This window comes from Acidaminococcus fermentans (genome assembly GCF_009696675.1).
GTDB lineage: Bacteria > Bacillota > Negativicutes > Acidaminococcales > Acidaminococcaceae > Acidaminococcus.
This window is the reverse complement of record NZ_VULN01000018.1, coordinates 12487-35517: the sequence shown is the minus strand read 5'-3', so window position 1 is coordinate 35517 and position 23031 is coordinate 12487. Positions and strand designations below refer to the sequence as shown.

The window sequence follows — 23031 nt, the reverse complement described above, 5'->3', positions numbered from 1 at the left end:
ATCGATGGCATGGTTTGTCTAACAAGCTTGAAGGATGTCAGAAAAGTTGATGAATCTTGTACATCGATTCGTTTTTTATGCCTGATTTTTTTAGTTTTGTGTCCAATTTTTGTTGACAAGTGCACTGGCCCAGTTTGCTGGTGAAGGTGCGGATGAAGTGGGTATAGGTCTGGAACCCTACGGCCTTGCCCACTTCTTTTACTTTGCCCCCTTTTTCCAACAGGGAACAGGCCATCTGGAGCCGGTACATGGTCAGATAGCTGCCGATGGTGAACCCGGTATGTTCCCGGAACACCTTGCACAGCCGGGACTTGCTTACATACAGGTGGGCGGACAGATCTTCCAAGGAAATCTCTTCCCGGTAGTGGCTGTGGATGTACTGGAGGATCTGCTGGACCAGGCTGTTGTATTCTCCGGAACCGGGCTGCCGGGCAGGTCCTCTTGCCTGCAGGATCCGGGCAATGGCCAGGACAAAATGGAACAGGAGGAGGTTCTGCTGGATGTCCTGGCCATAGGCATCCGGAGCAGGCTGAAGCAGAGACTCCATCAGACCGCTGATCTGGGCCAGTTCCTGGTGGGTCAGCTGGATGGTCTGTGGGGCGGCCTGGAACAGGGATTTCAGATCCGTCTCCTCCGTGGACAGCCGTTCCAGGACGGAAAGGGGAAACCGGATGGCATACCGGCTGGTGGTTTCGTTGGCACCGCAGAAACCGTGGTGGATTTCAAAGGGGTGGATCAGGAACAGGCTGCCTACATTCAAAGGATACTTCTGTTCCTGGAGAAAAAAATCACCGATATTGTTCAGACTGATGTAAATTTCCAGCTGGTCATGAAGATGGGGACGGGGATTCACATTATGGTCTCCCCAATAGGCATAATAGAGACAGTGTGTCATAATGAGCTTCCTTTTAGCGTAATGGATTCTTTTTTCATGATACGTCAGATGGAAGGATTTGTAAATCAAAGAAAAAGCTGCTGAATCATATCATGATTTTACGCTCGATTGGCAAATCTTCGCCGGATGGACTAAAGGAATTGACGGTAAAATTCTGAATACTCTATGATAACTGGCAGATGGCCCTGCTGATATCCAGCAGGGGTGCCAAAAGGATTTCGTGGAATTTTGCAGAATGCAGAAGGGAGCAGAAAAATGAGTGAGATTACAGTCTGTCTGATCATCGCCGTAGTGACGATGATCCTGTTCATCGGCCGGGTGTTTCCCATGGCTCTGACGTCGGTGCTGTGCGCCCTGGCCATGGGGATCTGTCTGCCCAGTGTGAAGCTGTCCGCCATATACAGCGGCTTCGGGACGGCTCCGGTGTATATGATCGCCGGGATGACCATTGTGGGGGATGCCCTGTTCCAGACAGGGGTGGCCCAGAAAATCGGGATTACCCTGAGCCGGATGAAAATCTTCCAGAATGAACGGGTCTTTACGGTCATGGTGGTTGTGGTGTGCACTCTGATGTCCGCTTTTATGAGTGATTCGGGCTGCATCGCCATGTGGATGCCCATCATTGCAGCAGTGGCAGCCGGGTCCAAGGGAAAGATCCGGTCCAAGATGGTGATCATGCCTGCCGGCATTGCCTGTATCGTAGGGGGCGCTACCACCCTGGTAGGGTCCACCTCCCAGAATACAGCCAACAGCTTCCTGATGCAGGTTCCCGGCTTTGAAGCAGGCATGGGGGTCTTTGACATGACTTCGGTGATGTGGATGGTGGATGCCCTGATGGTCCTGTATTTTGCCACCATTGGCTATACCATCACCAAAAAGACACTGAAGCCTGGCTCTCCCCATTTCGATGACGGGAATGTGTTTGCCCAGAGTTCGGAAGAACTGGACAATGTGCCCCAGGCGTCCACCCGGAAGCAGGTGATTTCCGTGTTCACCCTGCTGCTGTGCATCCTGGGCTTCATCCTGTGCGGGTTTGCTCCTTTCAACAAGTATCTGAACATCGCCAATGTGGCCCTGATCGGATCCTCCATCCTGTTTGTGACGAAGACCATCGACTACAAAACCACGCTGAAGAACATCAGCTGGGACGTACTGCTGACGGTAGGTTTCATCGCCACCCTGGGGGTGGCCCTGGAGAAGACCGGAGCCGGGAAACTGATTGCGGAACAGACCCTGGCATTCTTTGGCGGAGAGGATGCTTCCCTGAATGTGATTCTTTGCGTCATGTTCGTTTTGGGCAGCTTCCTGACCCTGTTCATGTCCAATGTGGCCGTATCCGCCATGCTGGCCCCCATTTATATCCCTCTGGCCCAGCGGATGGGCCTGAGTCCGGTGCCGTTCATCATCCTGATTGCCATTGCGTCTAATATGGCCATTGCAACGCCCATCGGGACGCCGGTGAACATGCAGATTTTGCCGGCAGGGTATAAATTCAGTGATTATGTGAAAATCGGCGGCCCTCTGTGGCTGATCTTCATGATTGCCGTATGTCTGACCGCCAAGGGTATTCTGTTCTGATGGGAGAGATGAAAAATGGAACTGTATGATGCAGTTGTTGTGGGTGCAGGGGTTGTAGGCTGCGCCATTGCCCGGGAACTGTCCCGGTATGATCTGAAAATCCTGGTACTGGAAAAGGAACTGGACGTGGCTACAGGGAATTCCAGCCGGAATACGGGGATGCTCCATGCAGGATTTACTTACAAACTGGGAACCCTCCGGGCCAAATGTTCCGTGGAAGGGAACCAGGAATTCGACCAGGTGTCCCAGGAACTGGGGGTTCCTTTCAAACGGACCGGGAAACTGGTGGTGGGCTTTACGGACCATGACCGGGAAAATATCCTCCGGTTCAAGGCCAATGGGGAAGCCAATGGTGTCAAAGGCATCCGGATGGTGGATCCGGAAGAAATGCACCGGATTGAACCCAATGCAGGAGGAAATTTTGCCATGTACGTGCCGGCTTCCGGCATCCTGGACCCTATGCAATACACTATTGCCCTGGGGGAAAATGCCTGCAAAAACGGGGCGGAGTTTTCCTTTGGCTCCCGGGTTATCGGTATTGAACCCCTGGACGGAGCCCGGCAGCAGCAGGTGCTGGGCCAGGCGGAAAAGGGCAGAGTATACCAGATTACCACCAACCGGGGGATGGTCTGCAGCCGCTGGGTCATCAACAGTGCCGGTGCCTATGCAGTAAGAATCGGTCAGCTGATGGGATATCCGGAAGTGCCCCAGATCGGGACCAAAGGAGAATACTATGTGCTGGACAAAAAAGCAGGAGCCTTTTTGAAGACACCGGTGTACCCGGCTCCCAACGACCGGGGCGGGTTCGTGACTCACGCCACTCCTACGGTGGATGGGAATATCCTGGTGGGACCGGACTGGTACACCACCACCGGACCGGAAGATTATGCCAACCAGCAGCAGAGCCTGGACCGGCTGTTCCAGGATGGCCGGAAGATGTTCAAAAAGATGGAACGGCAGTACTTTATCCGGAACTTTGTGGGTATCCGCTGGCGGAACTGCGATCCGGTAACCAAGGAACCCCTGGATTTCCGGATTATGACGGATCCGTCCATTCCCCATACGGTGAGCCTGGTGGGTATCGAATCTCCTGGGGTGACGGCGGCTCTGCCGCTGGCCCGGCGTGTAGTAGACATTCTGGTGGGAGAAACGGAAAATGAAGGGGGAAAAGTTACCCGGAAACAGGATTTCGATCCAATCCGGAAACCCATCCGCCGCTTTGCTGAAATGAGCCTGGAAGAAAAAGAAGCAGCCATCCGGGAAAACCCTGCTTATGGACAGGTGTTCTGCCGGTGTGAAAATGTTTCCAAGGCAGAAATCCTCCAGGCCATCCACAATCCTCTGGGGGTCCATACCCTGACCGGCATCAAGAACCGGACACGGTCCATGATGGGCCGCTGTCAGGGAGGCTACTGCCAGACCCGGATCACCCAGCTGCTGGAACAGGAACTGGGAACGGCGCCGGAAGATCTCCGGTATCAGCGGGAAGGCGGCTGGCTGTTCACCGGAGAAGTGCGGCCGGAAACCAAAGGGGAGGAATGAAGGATGGAAGGAGCCAATGGAATGAAACAGGAAGAGAAGATCCGGCAGGCGGATGTGGTGATCATCGGCGGCGGACCGGCCGGGCTGGCGGCTGCTGTCCGGCTCTATGACCAGGGGGTCCGGGACATCCTGATCCTGGAACGGGAGCATCAGCTGGGAGGGATCCTGAAACAGTGCATCCACGACGGGTTTGGGCTGACCCGGTTCGGAGAGACTCTCAGCGGGCCGGAATATGCGGACCGGTTCATCCGGGAAGTACAGGACAGGGAAATCCCCTACATTACCGATACCACGGTGATCCAGATCACTCCGGAGCATCGGGTTTACGCCGCTCATGAAACGGGCATGGTGGCGGTCCAGGCCAGAGCCGTGGTGCTGGCCATGGGCTGCCGGGAACGGACCCGGGGAGCCCTGGCCATTCCGGGGACCCGTCCGGCCGGGGTCCTTACGGCCGGTGTGGCCCAGGCCTACATCAATCTCCAGAACCGGATGCCCGGCAAAGAAGTGGTGATCCTGGGATCCGGGGATATCGGCCTGATCATGGCCCGGCGGCTGACCCTGGAAGGGGCTCATGTGAAGGGTGTCTATGAAATCAATCCCATTCCCAGCGGTTTGCCCCGGAACATCGAACAGTGCCTCCATGATTATGATATTCCCCTCTATCTGAGCCATACAGTAACGGATATCCGTGGCCGGGACCGGCTGGAAAGCGTAGTGGTGGCTCAGGTGGATGAACATCTGCGGCCCATTGCCGGGACGGAAGAAGAAATCCCCTGTGATACCCTGATCCTTTCCGTGGGACTGATCCCGGAAAATGAACTGACCCTGGGGGCCGGGGCGGTGCTGGATCCCCATACCCAGGGTGCCCTGGTGGATGAATTCTGCCAGACGACGGTTCCCGGACTGTTTTCTGCCGGCAACGTGCTCCACGTCCATGATCTGGTGGATTTTGTTTCCCTGGAAGCGGAAGGCATGGCGGAGGGAATCCGGCAGTATCTGGAAAATGGACTGCCCGGAGCGGTCATCCCGGTGTGCTGCGGAAAGAATATCGGTCATACGGTTCCTCAGCGGGTCAGTGGACAGACGGGTTTCCGGCTGTCCCTGCGGGTGCGGCAGCCTCAGCGGAATGGCTGTCTGACAGTGAAACAGGGCGGGCAGGTTCTGGTGCGGAAAAAGATTCCCAACGCACTGCCGGCCAATATGATCGAACTGGAGGTTCCCTGCAGTGGGCTTTCTGCAGAAGGAGAAATCGAGGTGAGCCTGGATGAATAAGGAAATGACCTGCATCGTCTGCCCCAACGGATGCACGCTCAAACTGGATTATGAGATCCGGGAAGGAAAACCGGTGCTGGCTAAGGTGACGGGGAATCTGTGCCCCCGGGGACTGGAATATGCCCGGCAGGAACTGCTGGCGCCCAAACGGACCATTGCCAGTTCCGTGCTGGTGGAAGGGGGCGAACTGCCTTTGGTCAGCGTACGGACCCGGGGTGCCATCCCGAAAGAAAAAATCTCTGACGTGATGGAAGAAATCCGGAAATGCCGTGTGAAGGCTCCCATAGCGGCAGGAACGGTGCTGCTGTCCAATGTACTGGGCCTGGGAGCCGATGTGATTGCCACCAAAACGGTGGAAAAGAAATAACCCCATAAGAAAAGGACCTGTCCACAGGAGACGGGCCCTTTTTGTTTACCGGTTGTAACCGGGACTGTGCCGGGAAAATTGTTCTTCCATGGATTTCCCATACTGCCGGGCCAGGTCCAGCAGATACCGGGTGGCTTCCCCCAGGCGGTAGTCTTTCCGCCGTACTACGGAAACGGACCAGGTGGGATTTTCCAACATCCGGAACCAGGCACATTCATTCCGGTGGCTACTGGCCAGTACCCGGGAATGAGGCAGGATGGTGCAGCAGAATCCCCGGCTCACCAGAGTGGCCAGGGCACTGTTCATGGCCGTTTCCAGCATGATGTGGGGGTAAAAGCCGCTTTTTTCGAACATGGGATCGATGACGTCCTGACGCATGGTGGAAGATTTGAAAATCAGAGCAAAGGAATCATCCTTGAACAGCCGGAGATCGATGACCCGGAGAGGCTTTCCGGCGCTGAGGGGAACCGCCCGGGAAGCCAGGGGATGGGACAGGGGAACCCCCAGCAGCAGGTCTTCCTGGTACAGGTCTTCCCGGATCAGGGTGCGTTGGAGCGGGGCCGGAAGCTTTTTGATCAGGACGATGCCCAGATCAAGGGATCCGTGGTTCAGCATGTGATACTGGTCTGCCACAATCTTTTCCACCAGGGAAAAATTGATGTGGGGATAGCGCTGGTGGAACTGCTGATAGATGGCAGTAAAAGCATCGATGCCGTGTTCATGGGTCAGGCCCAGGGAAATCAGGCCGCTGATACTGGTCTGGAGATCGCTGAGCTGGGTCAGCGTATTCCGCCGGATCCGGAGGATTTCCGTGGCACTGTCCACAATGAGCCGACCGGCAGGGGTGATTTCCAGATGATGGTTGTCCCGTTCAAAAAGTTTCACGCCCAATTTGTTTTCCAGTTTGATCAGCTGCTGGTTCAATCCCGACTGGGTGATGAACAGTTTCTGGGCCGCTTTGGAAATGCTGCCGCAGTCGGCAATGGTCACGATGTAGTCAAGGACCTGGATATCCATGGCAAGGCTCCTTTCCAGATTTTTGATAGTAATGATACTTCTTATAACTATAATTATTAGCACGTTTACTGATAACAAACAAGATGATAGGATAAAAATATGAAAAATTCCGGAAAATTCTTTCTTCAGAGAGGGGAGTAGGGAAAATGAAACTGGTCAAATGGCTCGACAAGAATCTTGAACTGGTGATTTTGGCCATTATGCTGGCAGTGATGTGTTGTCTGTCCTTTGCCAATGTCATCATGCGGTATGCTTTCCATCATGCGCTGACCTGGTCCGATGAAATCTGCTGCTATCTGCTGGCCCTGTCGGCTTTCTACTGTCTGCCCTGTGCTGTGCGCCACGGGGTCAGCATCAAGGTGGATACCTTTACCACCATGATGCCGGAAGGTCTGCAGAAAATCCTGGGCCTGGTGTGTGACGGTGTCATGATCCTGCTGTTGGCTTATCTGTTCAAAGGAACCCAGGAACTGATTGCCAAGGCGGCGCTGATCCATCAGGCCAGCCCGGCTCTGGGCATTCCGGTGGCGGATATTTACCGGGCCATGGCTTTCGGCATCCTGCTGGGAATCTTCCGGTACGCACAGCTGATGGTAAGAGTCCTCCAGGGGAAAGCCACCCTGGAAGGGGATAATGGGAATGATATACAAAACGGAAAGGGGGCTGGAGAAGAATGAACATTGGATTCTTTTTTGTACTGCTGGGAGCATTGCTTTTCATCGCTCTCCCGGTAGGCGGGGTATTCACTCTGCTGTCCACGGCTCCCAATCTGCTGAACGGCCAGTTTACTTTTGGCATCAGTGATGTAGCCCGGGCTATGTTCTCTGGCCTTAACAGTTTCACCCTGCTGGCTGTCCCCATGTTCATGGTTTCCGGGATGATTATGGCCCAGGGAGGGATTTCCAAGAAGCTGTTCAATTTCTTCGGGTATTTCATCGGCAACAAGACGGCCGGGTTCCCCTGTGCGGTAGTGGCTACCTGCATGTTCTATGCAGCCATTTCCGGTTCTTCTCCTGCAACGGTTTCTGCTGTAGGGGCCATGACCATTCCTTTTCTGGTATCCATGGGATATGAAAAGATCTTTGCCACCTCCATTGTGACGGTGGCCGGGGGACTGGGGGTCATCATTCCTCCCAGCATTTCCTATATCGTCTATGCCTCCACGGCCAACTGCTCTCCTTCCAAGCTGTTCATTGCCGGGATCATCCCGGGGATCCTGATCGGGGTCTCCCTGATGGGGTACTGCTGGATCTACTGCAGAAAGCACGGAGAGGATAAAGAAAAACTCAACGCCAGCTATCGGAAGCTTCATGAACAGGGATTGTGGAAACTGTTCCGGGAAAGCTTCTTTGCCCTGATGACACCGGTCATCATCCTGGGGACCATTTATTCCGGGGTCTGCAGTCCCACGGAAGCGGCGGTGATTAGCGTGTTCTACGGCCTGTTCATCTGCCTGTTTGTTTACAAGACACTGCAGTTCCAGGACCTGGGGAAAGTGTTTATGAAAGGGGCCAAGACCTATGTGAACATCCTCTTTGTGATTGCGGCAGCCGCGGCCTTTGCCAAGGTCATCACCCTGCTCCGGTATCCCCAGACCATCAGCACGGCAGTACTGGCTATCTCGGACAACAAGTATGTAGTGCTGCTGATCATGAACATCATCATGCTGATCTGCGGTATGTTCATCGATAACATTCCCAATATCATGATTCTGACTCCCATTATGGTGCCGGTGGCCACGGCTTTGGGTGTGGATCCCATCCATTTCGGGATCATCATGACCTGCAACCTGGCCATTGGGATGGTAACGCCGCCCATGGGCATCAACCTGTTCGTGGCGTCCGGGATGACCAAGATTCCCATGCTGAAGCTGGCACGGGCCACGGTTCCATTCCTGGCCACCTTCCTGCTGTCTCTGATGCTGATTACCAATATCCCTGGCATTTCCATGGGGCTGGTCAGTGCCCTTTCCAAAGAAAAGGCCAAAGTGGCCTCCAATATCAGTACCGCACTGGATGCGGATGCGGATGAATTCGGGAAAAACATCCAGCCTTTGGATCCCAGTGAGATTCCGGGAGAATACCACTGGCGGGCAGCTATGACAGTGGCGGATTCTTCCATCAACTACCAGATGGTAGCGGAATTTGCCCACCTGCTGAAAGAAAAATCCGGAGGCAAGATCACCGTTGACCTGTATCCTGGCGGCCAGTTGGGAAACACCACGGAATTTACCGAAGCGGTGGTCAGCGGTTCCATCGAAATCGGTACCGGCATGACTACGGATCTGGTGGATTTCATTCCTCAGTATGCGGTGTTTGACATGCCCAACCTGTTCGACAATGTGGGGCAGATGCGGACTGTGCTGAACGGGCCCTTTGTCCAGGTGATGAACCAGTACTGCAACGCTGGGGGCATTCAGATGCTGGGGTATTCCGATGCCGGCTTCCGGGAACTGACCACCAACAAAAAGGTGACGAAACTGGAAGACCTCCAGGGCCAGAAAATCCGTGTGATGACCAACAAATACCATATTGCCTACTGGAACGCCTTGGGAGCTGCGGCTACCCCCATGCAGTTCACGGAAGTGTTCATGGGCCTCCAGCAGGGCACCATCGACGGGGAAGAAAATCCCTACATGAACATTGTGGGGAACAACGTCCAGGAAGTCCAGAAGTATGTGGTGGAAACCAACCATGTGGGCCATATCATCACCTTCTTCATGAACAAGGACGTGTACAATTCTCTGCCGGACAACGTACGGAAACTGGTGGATGAATGTGCGGCGGCGGCCACGGCTTATGGGAACCGGCGTGCGGACAAGAGCATCCAGCAGTACAAACAGACCTGCATTGATGCCGGCTGTGAAATCGTTACCCTGGATCCCCAGGTGATTGCCCAGCTCCGGGAAAAAGGCAAAGTGGTCTATGACATGGTGAGAAAAGACCAGGGCAGTGAAATCGTGGATCAGCTGCTCCAGGCTGTGGACCAGGCCAGGAAGGCCGAAAAATAAAACAGGTGACCCGGCAGGATAATTTCTGCCGGGTCTTTTGAAAGGAAGTGCGGAACATGGATTTTTTGATCAAAAACGGGCAGGTGTATGATCCGGAAACCCATCAGCTGATACGAAAAAATATGGCCTTGGTCAATGGGAAAATCGAATATCCCGGAGAAGGGAGGGATGAGTCCGGATACAGACAGGTCATTGACGCCCGGGATTGTCTGGTAACGCCCGGTCTTATCGATTACCACACTCATTACTTTTTTCGGGGCAGTGAAAATGGCGTCAATGGGGATGCAGCCTCCTTCTGTATGGGCATTACTACCGCTGTGGACGGGGGGACTGCCGGCGTAGGAGGCTATGAACTGTACCGGGCCAGCGTGATGGCCATGTCATCGGTGCGGATCCTGAACTGCCTCCTGGTGGCTTCGGGAGGGCAGTCCAATGACCGGTATCCGGAGAACCTGGATCCCCGGTATTTCGAGGAGAAAAAGATCCTGGACTTCTTCCGGAGGTATGGGGACAACTTGGTGGGCCTGAAAACACGGCTTTCCCGTGGAATCCTGGATGAGGACATGGCCAGAAGTTCTCTCAAACGGACCGTGGAAATTGCCGAGAAGGCCGGGACCCGGGTGGTGGTCCATGTGACGGACTGCCCTCTGCCCCTGGATGAAGTGGCGGAAATCCTGCGGCCGGGAGATGTGATCTGCCATATTTACCAGAACCGGGGAGAGCACACCTGCCTGGATGAACGGGGAAAGGTCCTGCCGGGACTGTGGGAAGCCCGGAAAAAAGGGGTCCTGTTCGATGCATCCAACGGCCGGAGCAACTTCGACCTGGAAGTAGCCCGGAAAGCGGTGGAACAGGGATTTGTACCCGATGTAATCAGTTCAGACAACAATGCCTCCAGCTGTTTCCTCCAGCCTCTCCATTCCCTGCCCCGGATCTTATCCAAGTATCTGGAGTTCGGGATGCCCCTGGAACAGGTGCTGGATTGTGCCACCTGGAAGCCGGCTCAGCTGATCGGGCGGCCGGAACTGGGAGCCCTGGCCAAAGGAAGCCCGGCTGATGTGGCTTTGTTCCGGCTGAAAAAGAAAGACGTGGAGTACAGTGATATCAACGGCAATACCATGACCGGCCATCAGGTACTGGTGCCTCAGATGACCTTTAAAGGGGGCCAGTGTGTATACTGCCAGGCGGATTTTGGGTAAGGAGGAAATGGCTGTTTCTTGGGATGGGCCGCATCCTCGCATCCTATGGCCGCTGACAGCTGACAGCTGACAAAGGCCGCCGGAAAATCCGGCGGCCTTTCCTACCTAAAGCAATCCATGTAATTTTCCCAGTTTCTGAATCTGATCCAGAGAGTAGTGGGTGATCCGGGAAATGGTTTCCATGGGGATTTTTTCCTTCAGCATGCCAAGGACGTTGGCTTCCCGTTCTTTCAGGCGGCCCTTTTGTTCGCCTTCTTCCAGAATGGATTGTCCGTATGTACACATGGTCTCCGCCTCCTTTTTCATCTCTACAGTCATGGGGATGTGGTATTCCCGTATGAAAATTCGATTCTTATTTACTGTTTATTTTATCATGTTTGATGGGTGATGGACGAGAGACGAAAGGAGGCAGAGCCGCTTTCCAGCCTCACACCGATGGATACCATCTGCCGGGGGCAGATGCTTCTGAACTTGTAAAACCCCCAGGCCGGGACGGGCGGGCCTTTGGCACGCCCCTACGGCGTTGGGGGCGGGCATTGTTTGTTCGACCGATTGGACGGGGATGCCGTCCAAGGGAGAGTCTCCGTAAGAAAATCGTTGTTAGCCGGCTCCTGGACAGCGACGGCGTAGGGGCTTGCCCCAGGCAAGCCCGTCCCGGCCGCCCAGGGGGCATATATTCAAAAAGGGGGTACTGCACAGAACGTGCAGCACCTCCTTTTTTCGTTCATCCCAATAAAACACTGTTGTTATTCTATACTAAACAAAATAATGGAAAACAGAAGCTGCATAAATTTATAGAGCTTCTGTTTTTTTCTTTAAAACTGTTGTATTCCTTATGAAATCGCAGATAAAAAGAATACTGGAAATTTTCTAAAAATACCATTGACAAGGAGGATGTGTTTAATTATACTGTACATAACAAAGAAATTATGTTTAATAAATCTGAACGGAGGGATTTGTGATGGATGCGGAAAAGTACATTGCTCAGGACCCGGTGATCCGGGAAGTTTCGGAAAAGAAGGAAACGGTGTGGGTGAACCCCCGGTACCTTCCCTTTGACATGACCAATGCTGTGTGCAGCCTGGTGGTGTCCGATGCCATGATCGACGATGCGGCAGACCGGCTCCAGCGGTTTGCGCCTTTCATTGAACGGTGCTTCCCGGAAACGGAAGTGACTCATGGGCTGATCGAATCTCCCCTGAAAGCCATTCCGGATATGCAGAAGGCCCTGGAAAAGGACTTTGCCTGCACCATCCCCGGCCATCTGCTGCTGAAGATGGACAGCCATCTGGCCATTGCCGGTTCCGTCAAGGCCAGAGGGGGCATCTATGAAGTCCTGAAACATGCGGAAGACCTGGCCCTGGCTGCGGGCAAACTGAAGGTAACGGACAACTATGCCAAACTGGCAGATCAGGATATGAAGGATTTCTTCCATCAGTATACGGTACAGGTGGGCTCCACCGGGAACCTGGGCCTGTCCATCGGGATCATGAGTGCGGCGCTGGGCTTCAAGGTGAAGGTCCACATGTCCATGGATGCCCGTCAGTGGAAAAAAGATCTGCTCCGGCAGAAGGGCGTGGAAGTCATCGAATATGCCGATGACTATTCCAAGGCGGTGGCGGAAGGCCGCCGGCTGTCCGACCAGGATCCCACCAGCTATTTCGTGGATGACGAAAAATCCGTGAACCTGTTCCTGGGCTATGCTGTGGCTGCCAGACGGCTGAAGAAACAGCTGGATGACATGAATATCACCGTGGATGCTGACCATCCTCTGATCGTTTACATCCCGGCCGGTGTGGGCGGGGCCCCCGGCGGCGTTTCCTACGGTCTGAAACGGATCTTCAAGGACAATGTCCATGTGTTCTTTACGGAACCCACCCTTTGCCCTTCCGTCCTGCTGGGCACGGCCACCCAGGAATTCGAAAAGGCCAACGTCCACGACTTCCACATTGACGGGATTACGGAAGCAGACGGCCTGGCCTGTGCCAGCCCCTCCGGATTTGTGACCCGGATCATGACCAACCTGCTGTCCGGGGACTTTACGGTGGATGATTACCGGCTCTTCAATTTTCTCCGGGATCTGAAGAAAACCGAAGACGTGGAAATCGAACCTTCCAGCTGTGCGGCCTTCATCGGACCCTGCCGGCTGACGGTGTATGAAGGGACCCGGAAATATCTGAAGGACCAGGGCCTGGATGCAGGCAAACTGGCCAACGCCACCCAGATTGCCTGGGCCACCGGCGGCCGTCTGGTACCGGAAGAAATCCGGAAAGAATACCTGAACACCTATCTGAAAAAATAAGGTCTGTTCCCCCAAGGGGGAAGGAGGGATTTCCATGAATGGTGCATTTCCTGTGATTGCCGGGCTGGTCCTTGCGGTGCTGGCCCTGGTGATCTGTACTGTTAAACTGAAGCTTCACCCGTTCTTTGCCTTGATTGCCACGTCCTTTGTCTTTGCCATTGTGTCCGGCATGGGCATGGAGCCTATGCTGAAGGCCTTTGCAGATGGCATGGGAGGAACGGTGGCGGATATCGGCCTGGTCATTGCCCTGGGGACGGTGACCGGGGCCCTGCTGGAAAAATCCGGGGCCGCGGAAACCATGGCCAAGACCATTTTGAAGATCACCGGCAAGAAACATGCAGCCCTGGGGCTGGCCATTACCGGGTACTTCGTTTCCATCCCGGTGTTCTGTGATTCCGCTTTCGTCCTGCTGAGCCCCATTGCCAAAAGGCTCTCCCGGGATACCAAGATTTCCATGACCACCATGGCCATTTCCCTGTGCATGGGCCTCCACGCCACCCACATGTTCGTGCCGCCCACCCCTGGCCCTCTGGCAGTGGCCGGGATCCTCAGCGCCGACCTGGGACAGGTGATCCTGTTCGGGGCTCTGGTATCCATTCCCGTGACCCTGGTGGCTTACCTGGCTTCCCTCTATGCCGGGAACAAATACTACTATCTGCCCACCAGTGTGGAAGACACGCCGGAACATCAGAATCTGCCCAGTGCCATGATGTCCTTCCTGCCCATCCTGGTGCCCATTGCCCTGATGCTGCTGAAAACTGTAGGCAGCATGTGCAAGCTTACCGGTACCCTGGCCCTGGTGCTGAACATTGTAGGGACTCCGGCGGTGGCTTTGCTGATCGGGCTGCTGATTGCCGCTGTGGGCTACCACAACATCTTTCCGGAAGACACCAAAGCCTGGGGCTTTGACGGGGTCATTGCCGACGCCATGAAGACGGCCGGACAGATTGTCCTGATCGTAGGGGCCGGCGGGGCCTTCTCCGGAGTGCTGAAAGCCTCTCCTCTCCGGGACATCCTCACTGCCAGCATGAGCGGGGTTTCCATCGGCATCCTGGCACCTTTCCTGATTGGGTTCCTGTTCCGGACCTGCGTAGGCTCTGCTACTATTGCCATGGTAACGGCAGCCACCATGATCACTCCTCTGATCGATGTGCTGGGCTTCGGTTCTCCCATGGGCCGGGTGATTGCCATGCTGGCCTGTGCTGCCGGGGGCATGATGGTATTCCACGGGAACGACGATTTCTTCTGGGTAACGGCCACCACTTCCGATATGGATACGTCCATTGCCTACAAGACCATTCCCATTATCAGCGTGCTCCAGTCCATGACCGCACTGGTCACCGTGTTCCTGCTGAGCATGGTATTGCTGTAACAAAAAAACTGCCGCGGCTGCGGCAGTTTTTTTGTGCTTAAAAAGAAGGAGGAGTCACGGCGAAGATGACCCGGACCAGTTCTTTGGACCGGTTGGACCATTTGTGAGGGTGGCCGGACAGGATCCGTATGCTGTCTCCGGCAGAAAGCTGGTAGGTCTGGTCATCCACGGTAATTTCCACTTGGCCTTCCATCACATAGGCAGTTTCCTCGCCCTGATGGCCCCGGGGAACTTTGGTGGTGACGGTGCCGGCGGGGATTTCCATCAGGATGAATTCAATGGTACTGTCCGTATCCGGGGTCAGCAGCTTGTAGGTGACTTCCGTGCCCCAGTGGCCGATGATCCGGTGCTCTCCCTGGCGGACGATCTGGTCTGCAGGAGTGGGGGCCTGGGGCTTGAAAAATTTGTACAGGGGGATCTGGAGAACTTCTGCAATGCTCTTCAGGGTGTTGATGGAGGGGTTGACGGCGTTGTTTTCAATCTGGCTGAGCATGGAAGGAGAGATTTCCGCATGGGCGGCCAGTTCCCGGAGACTCATCCCGGCAGCTTTGCGGTATTCCTGGATCCGCCCTCCAATGTCCATCTCTTCCATGATAACAGCTCCTTCAACAGTTGATTTCTGTCTTCATTGTAACATAAAAAGAGAGAGAAAATGGAAGGAAATTTTAGGACAGGAGTCCTACGTCTTATGCCTATGGAGACCATCTGCCGGGGGCAGATGCTTCTGAACTTGTAAAACCCCCAGGCCGGGACGGGCGGGCCTGCGGCCCGCCCCTACGGCGTTGGGGGCGGGCATTGTTTGTTCGACCGATTGGACGGGGATGCCGTCCAGGGGAGAGGTGTCATAAGGAAACCGTTGACAGCTGACAGGGGTGCTGCAGAGAACGTGCAGCACCCCCCGTTTATTTCTCCCTCAGCCACCGTTTTAGCAGGAAACCGAGAAAATAAGGTATGGTGTAGAATTTTCCGTTCCAGCCGATGTTTCCGGTGCTGAGTTTGATGCCGTACCGGATGTCCGGATAATGGCTCGAATCTTCCAGGAGACGGTTCAGGGAGCGGGTACTGCCGTCGGTGGCTTTCACCTCCACGGGGATCAGGGAATCTGCATCCCGGACGAAAAAGTCCATTTCCAGGGTGCCTTGGGTGTTTTTGTAGTAATACAGGCCGTAGCCCTGCTGGACCAGCATCTGGGCGGCCATGTTTTCAAAGAGAGCGCCTTTGTAAACGCCGAAGTTACGGTTCCGGCGCAGATCCAGCTGGGCTTCTTCGTCCAGAGAGGCGATCAGGAGACCGGTGTCGGCAAAATACAGCTTGTACTGGTCTGGGTTGTAATTCCCTTTCAAAGGCAGTTCCGGATGGTCCAGGCAATAGCAGACATTGACGATGCCGGCGTTGGACAGCCAGTCCACTACCCCCAGATATTCCCGGTTCCGGGCTCCGTGGGCCACTTTGGAAATCTGGAATTTTTTGTTTTCCTTTCCCAGAAATACAGGGATTTTCCGGTAGACATTCAGGATTTTTCCTTTGTCCAGGCCGCCGGCATATTTGGTGATGTCCTCTTCATAGTCCAGGAGCAGCTGTTGCTGGAGCTGGAGAGTGCCGCTGAAATTGTTCTGCTGGATGAACCGCCAGACTACTGCAGGCATGCCTCCCAGCACCAGATAGTCCTGGAAGTTTTTTTGCAGCACGTCCATTTCCAGCCTGGAAAGGGGCCGGGTTTCCAGCAGATGCTGATAAAAAAGGTCCACCTGTTCCGAAGTGTAGCCTCTGGCCCAGAGAAATTCTTCAAAATCCAAAGGATACAGGGTGATATCTTCCTTGTAGCCCACACTGTTGGATTCGATTTCCTGATAACTGATGCCCATAAGGGATCCGGAACAGATCACATCATAGCGGCCGTCCAGCTGGAAGGCCTTGAGACTGGTAGCGCAGTTGGGACAGGCCTGGAGTTCGTCGAAAAAAATCAGGGTTTCATGGGGCTTCAGCTGCAGGCTGGGGTCCAGGAAGGTGATGTTCTGAAGGATCCGGTTCACATCGAATCCGTCATCAAAGATGTGCCGGTATTCTTTCTGGAGGACAAAGTTGATTTCCACCAGGTGGGTGTAATGGGTGCGGGCAAAATGCTCGATGGCTTCCGTTTTTCCCACCTGCCGGGCTCCTTTGATGATGAGAGGAAGGTGATGGGGGGAATTCTTCCATTGGACCAGGAAGGAATCGATTTTCCGGGTAAGCCGGTTCACAAAAATCACGCCCTTTCTTCTCTAAAAATCACAAAAATCATGGTATTTTAGATGATTATATCACAAAATTATTAAAAATAGGGAGGAGTGCACGGTGGAAAGCGGCAGAGCCCCTTTCCAGTCTCACACCGATGGAGACCATCTGCCGGGGGCAGATGCTTCTGAACTTGTAAAACCCCCAGGCCGGGACGGGCGGGCCTGCGGCCCGCCCCTACGGCGTTGGGGTCGAGTGTTGTTTGTTCGACTGATTGGACGGGGATGCCGTTGTGACGGCAAAGCGGGCCCGGCTGTATGGGCGGTCCTCTTTTGTCATCCAGGGGGGAGGCTTCATAAGGAAACCGTTGTTAGCCGGTTCCTGGACAGCGACGGCGTAGGGGCTTGCCCCAGACAAGCCCGTCCCGGCCGCCCAGGGGGCATAGATTCAAAATGGGGCTGTTGCATGAGCAACAGCCCCCCTTTTTTTCACTTCCCCAACACTTCAAAGATCACCTGATCCAGGGCCTTTGTGGCTTTGGAATGGTACCGGCCCGGGGCCATGGCGGTGCCCAGGGGAATGGAGGTACCGTCTTTGCCCAGGGACAGCAGCTGGGCCCGGTGGAAGTACTGGCGGCTGCTGGCGTAGGTGAAGGCCAGTCCCAGACCGTTGGCGGCCAGGGCAGCGGCAAACAGGGCGGACAGGTTCTCGTTGTAGTAGGTGGGGTTCATGCCGTGGCGGAGGAAGATCCGCCGGGCTTCCCGGCCCAGGATGGTGCCGTAGCCGCTGAGCAGGAATTCGAACCGGGCCGCATCCTGGATGTTGATGTACTGGGACAGTTGGGAAGGCTGCTGACCGGCCTGGCCCTGATGGACCAGTTCCATCACCGGATGGTCCGGATGGGTGATTAGGCAGATTTCGTCGTGCATCAGGAACCGGGCCTGGATCCGGCTGCGTTTTTCCGGCATCACCAGAAGGGCCAGGTCGATTTTCCCGGTGAGCAGCAGCTGTTCCAGGGCCAGGGAATTCTCTTCCACGATCTGGACCCGCACCCCCGGATATTTCTGCTGGAAAGCCTGGAGTACGGGCGGCAGCAGGAAGGATCCCCGGAAAGAACTGATTCCCAGGATCACATGGCCCCCTTTCAGGTTGCCGATATCCTGGATCTCGTCCTTGGCCCGGTGGAATTCCGCCAGGGTATCCTGGGCGAACCGGATCATCCGTTTTCCCGGTTCCGTGGGCCGGATGCCGCTGGAAGTGCGGATGAACAGTTTGTATCCTAAATGAGACTCTGTGGTGCTGAGAAACTGGGACAGGCTGGACTGGGCCATGAACAGCCGTTCCGCCGCCCGGGAAATGCTCTTTTCTTCCGCCAGGGCAAGCAGGTAGTGAAGTTCCCGAAGATCCATCGTATCCTCTCCTTTACCATCGGTATTTCCTATACAAGATATCGTATTTTATCGGCTTCTGCAATAGCCAGCCCCGCGGTACACTAAAAGCAAATTTATTCAGAATACTTGTACAACAGGGAGGAATCAGAATGAGCAGAGTTTCACTGAAGGGAATCTGCGATATGCATGTGCACACCAATCCGGATCTGCGGCTGCGGGCCTACAACGATCTGGAACTGGCGGATGCGGCGGTGCGGGTGGGGGCCCGGGCCATTGTGATCAAGTCCCACCTGGGGTTCACGGTGAACCGGGCGGCCATTGCCAATGCCTATGTGAAGAAGGTCTATGGGGACAGCACCAACTTCACCATGTACGGTGGGGTGGTCATGAACAAAGTCATCGGGGGTGTGAACCCGGAAGCGGTGGAAAAAGGCCTGAAGCTGGGGGCCAAGGTGATCTGGCTGCCCACCCAGTCCGCCCGGCGGCATCTGGAAAAAATGGGGAAAAATCCCGATGAGGGAATCCAGCTGGTCCGGGACGGGAAAGTGATCCCGGAACTGGAAACGGTGTTCGGTCTGATCAAAGACCATGATGCAGTACTGGCCACCGCCCATGTATCTCCGGAAGAGGCTTTTGTGGTGGTGGAAGCGGCCCGGAAGGCCGGGGTGGAAAAAATCGTCATCACCCATCCGGAATGGTGGGTGTGCGGGTACACCTTGGAAGACCAGATCCGTCTGGTGAAGGATTATGACGTGATCCTGGAACGGTGCTATGCCCAGAACATGGGGAAAGGGAAGAAGTACCACATGAACCTGCGGGAAAATGCGGAACTGATCCAGGCTGTAGGGTACCAGCATGTCATGGTGGATACGGACGGGGGACAGACGGAAAATCCGGACTGGGAAACGGAAATCTACGAATACATGCATTACCTGGTGGAATACGGGATTCCTGAAGAACAGGTGTACTACATGACCAAAACTATTCCCTACCGGCTGCTGGGCATCCAGGAAGAACCGGTGGGCGCAGCCAAAGACTGAAACAAGGGGGAGGAAGCATTATGCTGAGTGCGGCGATTGTCCTGGCCATAGCCATTGCCATTTATCTGGGGTATAAAACCGGTCTGAACACCGGGCTGTTCTGTATTGTCTTTGCTTATCTGATCGGGTGTCTGGTCATGGGGCTGAAGCCCAAAGCGGTGATCGGGTTCTGGCCCATCAGTACCATGTTCGTGATTTTGTCCGTGTCCCTGTTCTACAATGTGGCGGCCATCAACGGGACCCTGGAAAAAATGTCCGGCTCCCTGCTCTATGCCTGCCGGAAATTCCCCGGGATGCTGCCCTATGCCCTGTTCGGGGTGGCCGTGGTGCTGTCGGTGATGGGGGCCACCTATTTTACGGTGCTGGCTTTCCTGGCGCCCATTACCCTTTTGATCTGTGATGAATCCCGGATGGACAAACTCACCGGGGCGGTGGCCATCAACTGCGGGGCCCTGTGCGGCGGGAACTTTCCCACCTCCAATCTGGGGGTGATTTTCCGGGGGCTGTCGGATACAGCCTATGAAGCCCTGAAACTGAAGGCTCCCATGGATTCCTTTGCCATGGAAATGGAAATCTTCCTGCTGTCCTTTGCCTTTTCCCTGGTGCTGATCACCCTGTTCCGGTACGGCATCAAGGCCAACCGGAACATCGGCCAGGGGGTCACCTTCAAAAGGCCGGAACCTTTTACGAAAGTCCAGAGCCAGACCCTGACCCTGATGCTGGTGATGATGGTCGTGGTGCTGGTGTTCCCCCTGCTGAAGATCCTGGTGCCCGGGAACGCAGGAATCGCCTATATGGCCGGTAAAGTGGATGTGGGCCTGGTGGCCATTATCTTCGCAGTGATCGCCCTGTTGATGAAGCTGGCGCCCCAGAAGGAAGCCATTTCGAAGATTCCCTGGAACACCATCATCATGATTGCCGGGGCCGGGATGCTGATTGCGGTGGCGGTGAAAGCCGGGACCATCAAGATGCTCAGCGCCTGGGTGGGAGCCAATGTGCCCACGCCGCTGATCCCTCTGGCTTTCTCCATCATTGCCGCCATCATGAGCTTCTTCAGTTCCACCACCGGGGTGGTGACCCCGGCTCTGTTCCCTCTGATTCCGGGTCTGGCGGAAAGCACCGGATTGTCTGCCTCCGCTCTGTTTGCCTGTACGGTGCTGGGGGCCCAGTCCAGTGCCATCAGTCCCTTCTCTTCCGGCGGATCTTTGATCCTGGGGTCCACGCCCAAAGAAGAGGACCGGAACACCCTGTTCAACAAGCTGCTGCTCCGGGCGGTGCCTGTCAGTGTCCTGGCGGCAGCTGCCTACAATTTTATTGTGGCTTTTGTGCTGTAAGGGAAAGTGCAGGTTCCTTTGAAGAGTTGAAGCCCCCAGGCCGGGACGGGCGGGCCTGCGGCACGCCCCTACGGCGTTGGGGTCGGGCATTGTTTGTTCGACCGATTGGACGGGAATGCCGTCCAAGGGAGAGTCTCCATAAGGAAACTGTTGTTAGCTGGTTCCTGGACAGCGACGGCGTAGGGGCTTGCCCCAGGCAAGCCCGTCCCGGCCGCCCAGAGGGCATAGATTCAAAAAGGACCCGCCTCCATGAGAGGCGGGTCCTTTCCTTCGGCAATTGACAATTGACGGGGCTGCTGTGCCTGGCGCAGCAGTCCCTATTCCTTACACTCCTTGCAGAGCCCCAGGAAATAGGTCTGGTGGCAGCGGATGGTGAAACCGGTTTTTTTGGCCACGTCCTGGTCCAGGTGTTTGTGGTAGGCAAAATCCAGGTTGAACACCTTGCCGCATTTTTCGCAGCGGAAATGGGGGTGGGGATGGGGATCCACATCGTAGCGCATGGTCCCGTCGCCTACATCCACAGTCTGGATCAGGTGCATCCGGCAGAAAAATCCCAGAGACTGGTAGATAGTGGCAAAACTCAGGGTAGGCATCTGCTGCCGCACTTTTTCATAGATTTCTGTAGCCGTGGGATGGTCTTCGGGGCCGGTAAAGGCCCGGTATACTTCCAGCCGCTGGGGGGTGATCTTCATCCCCTGGGCTTTCAGGACTTCTGACAGTTCCTTTGGACTGAGCATGGCAAAGCCTCCTTATATATAGATAGAATAAAATTGTTAAAAGAGAAGTTTCTTTAATAATAACTTTTAATACGTAAAATGTCAATAAAATCAGCCATTTCCAATGGACGGCTTCCTCCATAACCAAACAGTTCATCCCAAGAGGGGAGATGTTGTGTTACAATTATATGATAAGATTTTGGAAAAGATCAGGGAGTGTGAAACCATATGGCGCAAGGACAGGAAAAAGAAATCAAACTGCTTTCCACCAAGGCGGGCCGCCGGAAATTCTTCCAGCTGCCTCTGGTGAAGGAAAAAATCATTCCCGGCAGCCGGCATACCCTGGACCTTTGGAACCAGTACCTGGATACCCGGGACCGGAAACTGACCCGCAGCGGCATGGCCTACCGGATCCGCCGGACCAACGGGAAGGCCTTCGAAGCTACGGTGAAAAGCCAGGGGAAGACGGTGAACGGCTTCTCCAGCCGGGAGGAATACACGGTGCCTCTGACAAAGCCGGAGCCGGTGCTCCAGGGCTTTGCTCCCCAGCTGGACCAGAAGCTCCAGACCCTGCTCCAGGAAGACGAACTGCTTCCTTTGTGTACCGTGGAATTTACCCGGAAAACGGCTCTGATCCAGCTGTCCGCCGTGACGGTGGTGGAAGCGGCCCTTGACCAGGGAACCTTGACCGCCGGGGATAAAAAGGCTCCCATAGAGGAACTGGAACTGGAGATCAAACGGGGCCAGGAACGGGACCTGCTGCGGTTTACGGCGGCTCTGGCCCAGGCCATCCCTCTGTGGCCGGAAGAGCGGAGCAAGTTCAAACGGGGGCTGGATCTTACCGGTTGGAAGGGGAACCCACCCAAAGACGGGAAGGCACCTGGCTGGAATCAGGAAACGGAGCCGTCGGAAGTGTGGCGGACCCTGGTCCAGCAGGCCCTGGGCAGGGGACTGGATCTTCTGGTGCCCGGAGAGAACCGGGAATTTGAGAGCCGGGAACTGCTCACTGTTCTCCAGCAGTGCGCCGGACTGTGGAACCTGGGCCAGGGCTTTTTGTCCCGGACCTCCTGGAAAAAGGGTCGGGATCTGTTGGACGGGCTCCTGGGGGTGCTGGAACCGGTGGACTACCTGGAAACGTCTGACCGGCAGCGGGAAAAGCCTTTCCCGGAAGAGCTCCTCTCCCTGGAACCGGCCTGGCAGTGGCTGGAAGACCGGTGGGTGGCGGCGGCTCAGCACTGTGCGGACTGCTGCGCCCGGGAAGCGGCAGCGGCCCTGTGGCAGCTGCTGTACCTGGCCACCCTGGCCAAAAAGGACGGAGAGAACCCAACCCTGGAAAAATTCCTCCAGGTCCGGTGGAACCGGTGGCAGCAGGAACAGCAGTTCCTGGAAGATGCCGGCAGCCCGGATCCCTGGGAACGGAAAGGGCAGCTGGAAGACCTGGCCGGGCTCCTGACCCTGGAACGGGGCTTGGGAGAAAAACGGCTGGTGAAGCGAGGGGAAGCTTACTGGGAAAAGTGGTGGAAATACTGCCGCAGCTATGCCCGGACCGGAGCCCTGGCGGAAGGGGCCGAAGGAGCCCGAGACCGGGAACTGACCCTGTCCCTGGCAGCCCTCTGCGGCCAGGAAGGGATCCGGACGGAGAAACGGAGGGACAAGGCGGATGCCGCCGGAAAGGCCTTCTTCCGGGAAGTGGCCCGTCATCCGGAATGGTCCTGTCTGGCCAAAGAAAAATAAAATCAAAAAAAGTCAAAAAAACGAAAATAATATTTGACTTTTTGACTT

19 protein-coding genes and 1 pseudogene are annotated in these 23031 nt (G+C 55.4%); 13 read left to right on the top strand and 7 right to left on the bottom strand.

The genetic code is table 11. From position 1 onward, the window contains the following. Positions 1 to 37 precede the first annotated feature (37 nt). Positions 38 to 895 (bottom strand): AraC family transcriptional regulator, encoded by an 858-nt coding sequence (locus tag FX155_RS10475; RefSeq protein ID WP_154488645.1) that lies wholly within the window; start codon positions 893 to 895, stop codon positions 38 to 40. 255 nt (positions 896 to 1150) lie between these two features. On the opposite strand from FX155_RS10475, the gene FX155_RS10470 reads away from it, so the two are divergent. The 4 genes from FX155_RS10470 to FX155_RS10455 are packed head-to-tail and all read left to right on the top strand — an operon-like array spanning position 1151 to position 5654. Next, on the top strand, positions 1151 to 2473 hold the full coding sequence (locus tag FX155_RS10470; RefSeq protein ID WP_022488249.1) for an SLC13 family permease: 1323 nt from the start codon (positions 1151 to 1153) through the stop codon (positions 2471 to 2473). Between the two features lie 15 nt (positions 2474 to 2488). Beyond that, a complete protein-coding gene (locus tag FX155_RS10465) occupies positions 2489 to 4015 on the top strand; it encodes an NAD(P)/FAD-dependent oxidoreductase (RefSeq protein WP_154488644.1) in 1527 nt (508 codons plus the stop codon). 21 nt (positions 4016 to 4036) lie between these two features. Beyond that, entirely contained in the window at positions 4037 to 5287 is a 1251-nt protein-coding gene (locus FX155_RS10460; protein ID WP_154488643.1) for an NAD(P)/FAD-dependent oxidoreductase, read from the top strand. Next, positions 5280 to 5654, top strand: coding sequence for a DUF1667 domain-containing protein (locus FX155_RS10455; RefSeq protein WP_154488642.1), 375 nt, complete (start codon positions 5280 to 5282; stop codon positions 5652 to 5654). Before FX155_RS10460 ends, FX155_RS10455 begins: the two co-directional genes overlap by 8 nt. Positions 5655 to 5699: 45 nt before the next feature. Here FX155_RS10455 and FX155_RS10450 read toward each other — a convergent pair whose 3' ends face one another. Then, positions 5700 to 6671, bottom strand: coding sequence for a LysR family transcriptional regulator (locus tag FX155_RS10450; RefSeq protein ID WP_154488641.1), 972 nt, complete (start codon positions 6669 to 6671; stop codon positions 5700 to 5702). 146 nt (positions 6672 to 6817) lie between these two features. On the opposite strand from FX155_RS10450, the gene FX155_RS10445 reads away from it, so the two are divergent. The 4 genes and pseudogenes from FX155_RS10445 to FX155_RS10435 all read left to right on the top strand — a co-directional run bounded on the left by FX155_RS10445 (position 6818) and on the right by FX155_RS10435 (position 10880). After that, on the top strand, positions 6818 to 7348 hold the full coding sequence (locus FX155_RS10445) for a TRAP transporter small permease (protein ID WP_154488640.1): 531 nt from the start codon (positions 6818 to 6820) through the stop codon (positions 7346 to 7348). Continuing rightward, positions 7345 to 8628: pseudogene (locus FX155_RS11770) on the top strand (TRAP transporter large permease); the annotation flags it as partial. The gene FX155_RS10445 and the pseudogene FX155_RS11770, both read left to right, overlap by 4 nt. After that, a complete protein-coding gene (locus FX155_RS11765; RefSeq protein WP_353844348.1) occupies positions 8620 to 9681 on the top strand; it encodes a TRAP transporter substrate-binding protein in 1062 nt (353 codons plus the stop codon). The pseudogene FX155_RS11770 and the gene FX155_RS11765, both read left to right, overlap by 9 nt. Positions 9682 to 9737: 56 nt before the next feature. Next, positions 9738 to 10880, top strand: a complete 1143-nt coding sequence (locus FX155_RS10435) for a metallo-dependent hydrolase (protein ID WP_154488638.1) — start codon at positions 9738 to 9740, stop codon at positions 10878 to 10880. 105 nt (positions 10881 to 10985) lie between these two features. On the opposite strand, the gene FX155_RS10430 is transcribed toward FX155_RS10435, so the two are convergent. Continuing rightward, the gene (locus tag FX155_RS10430; RefSeq protein WP_022488242.1) at positions 10986 to 11165 is read right to left on the bottom strand and encodes a hypothetical protein; all 180 of its coding nucleotides are present in this window, start codon (positions 11163 to 11165) and stop codon (positions 10986 to 10988) included. A 676-nt stretch (positions 11166 to 11841) separates the two neighbouring features. Here FX155_RS10430 and dsdA point away from each other — a divergent pair. Both dsdA and FX155_RS10420 read left to right on the top strand, forming a co-directional pair. Then, entirely contained in the window at positions 11842 to 13182 is a 1341-nt protein-coding gene (dsdA, locus tag FX155_RS10425; RefSeq protein ID WP_154488637.1) for a D-serine ammonia-lyase, read from the top strand. A 34-nt stretch (positions 13183 to 13216) separates the two neighbouring features. Then, positions 13217 to 14554 (top strand): GntP family permease, encoded by a 1338-nt coding sequence (locus tag FX155_RS10420; protein ID WP_022488240.1) that lies wholly within the window; start codon positions 13217 to 13219, stop codon positions 14552 to 14554. A 37-nt stretch (positions 14555 to 14591) separates the two neighbouring features. On the opposite strand, the gene FX155_RS10415 is transcribed toward FX155_RS10420, so the two are convergent. The 3 genes from FX155_RS10415 to FX155_RS10405 all read right to left on the bottom strand — a co-directional run bounded on the left by FX155_RS10415 (position 14592) and on the right by FX155_RS10405 (position 18177). Next, a complete protein-coding gene (locus FX155_RS10415; protein ID WP_022488239.1) occupies positions 14592 to 15146 on the bottom strand; it encodes a cupin domain-containing protein in 555 nt (184 codons plus the stop codon). A gap of 310 nt (positions 15147 to 15456) precedes the next feature. Beyond that, positions 15457 to 16794, bottom strand: coding sequence for an ATP-binding protein (locus FX155_RS10410; protein ID WP_419144613.1), 1338 nt, complete (start codon positions 16792 to 16794; stop codon positions 15457 to 15459). 462 nt (positions 16795 to 17256) lie between these two features. Beyond that, the gene (locus tag FX155_RS10405; RefSeq protein ID WP_022488237.1) at positions 17257 to 18177 is read right to left on the bottom strand and encodes a LysR family transcriptional regulator; all 921 of its coding nucleotides are present in this window, start codon (positions 18175 to 18177) and stop codon (positions 17257 to 17259) included. A gap of 131 nt (positions 18178 to 18308) precedes the next feature. On the opposite strand from FX155_RS10405, the gene FX155_RS10400 reads away from it, so the two are divergent. Further along, positions 18309 to 19199 (top strand): DUF6282 family protein, encoded by an 891-nt coding sequence (locus FX155_RS10400; RefSeq protein WP_022488236.1) that lies wholly within the window; start codon positions 18309 to 18311, stop codon positions 19197 to 19199. Positions 19200 to 19219: 20 nt separating this feature from the next. Next, positions 19220 to 20533, top strand: a complete 1314-nt coding sequence (locus FX155_RS10395; RefSeq protein WP_154488636.1) for an SLC13 family permease — start codon at positions 19220 to 19222, stop codon at positions 20531 to 20533. 317 nt (positions 20534 to 20850) lie between these two features. Here FX155_RS10395 and FX155_RS10390 read toward each other — a convergent pair whose 3' ends face one another. Then, entirely contained in the window at positions 20851 to 21270 is a 420-nt protein-coding gene (locus FX155_RS10390) for a Fur family transcriptional regulator (RefSeq protein WP_022488234.1), read from the bottom strand. 207 nt (positions 21271 to 21477) lie between these two features. On the opposite strand from FX155_RS10390, the gene FX155_RS10385 reads away from it, so the two are divergent. Beyond that, complete coding sequence (locus FX155_RS10385; protein WP_022488233.1) at positions 21478 to 22983, top strand: inorganic triphosphatase; 1506 nt, start codon at positions 21478 to 21480, stop codon at positions 22981 to 22983. Positions 22984 to 23031 lie beyond the last annotated feature (48 nt).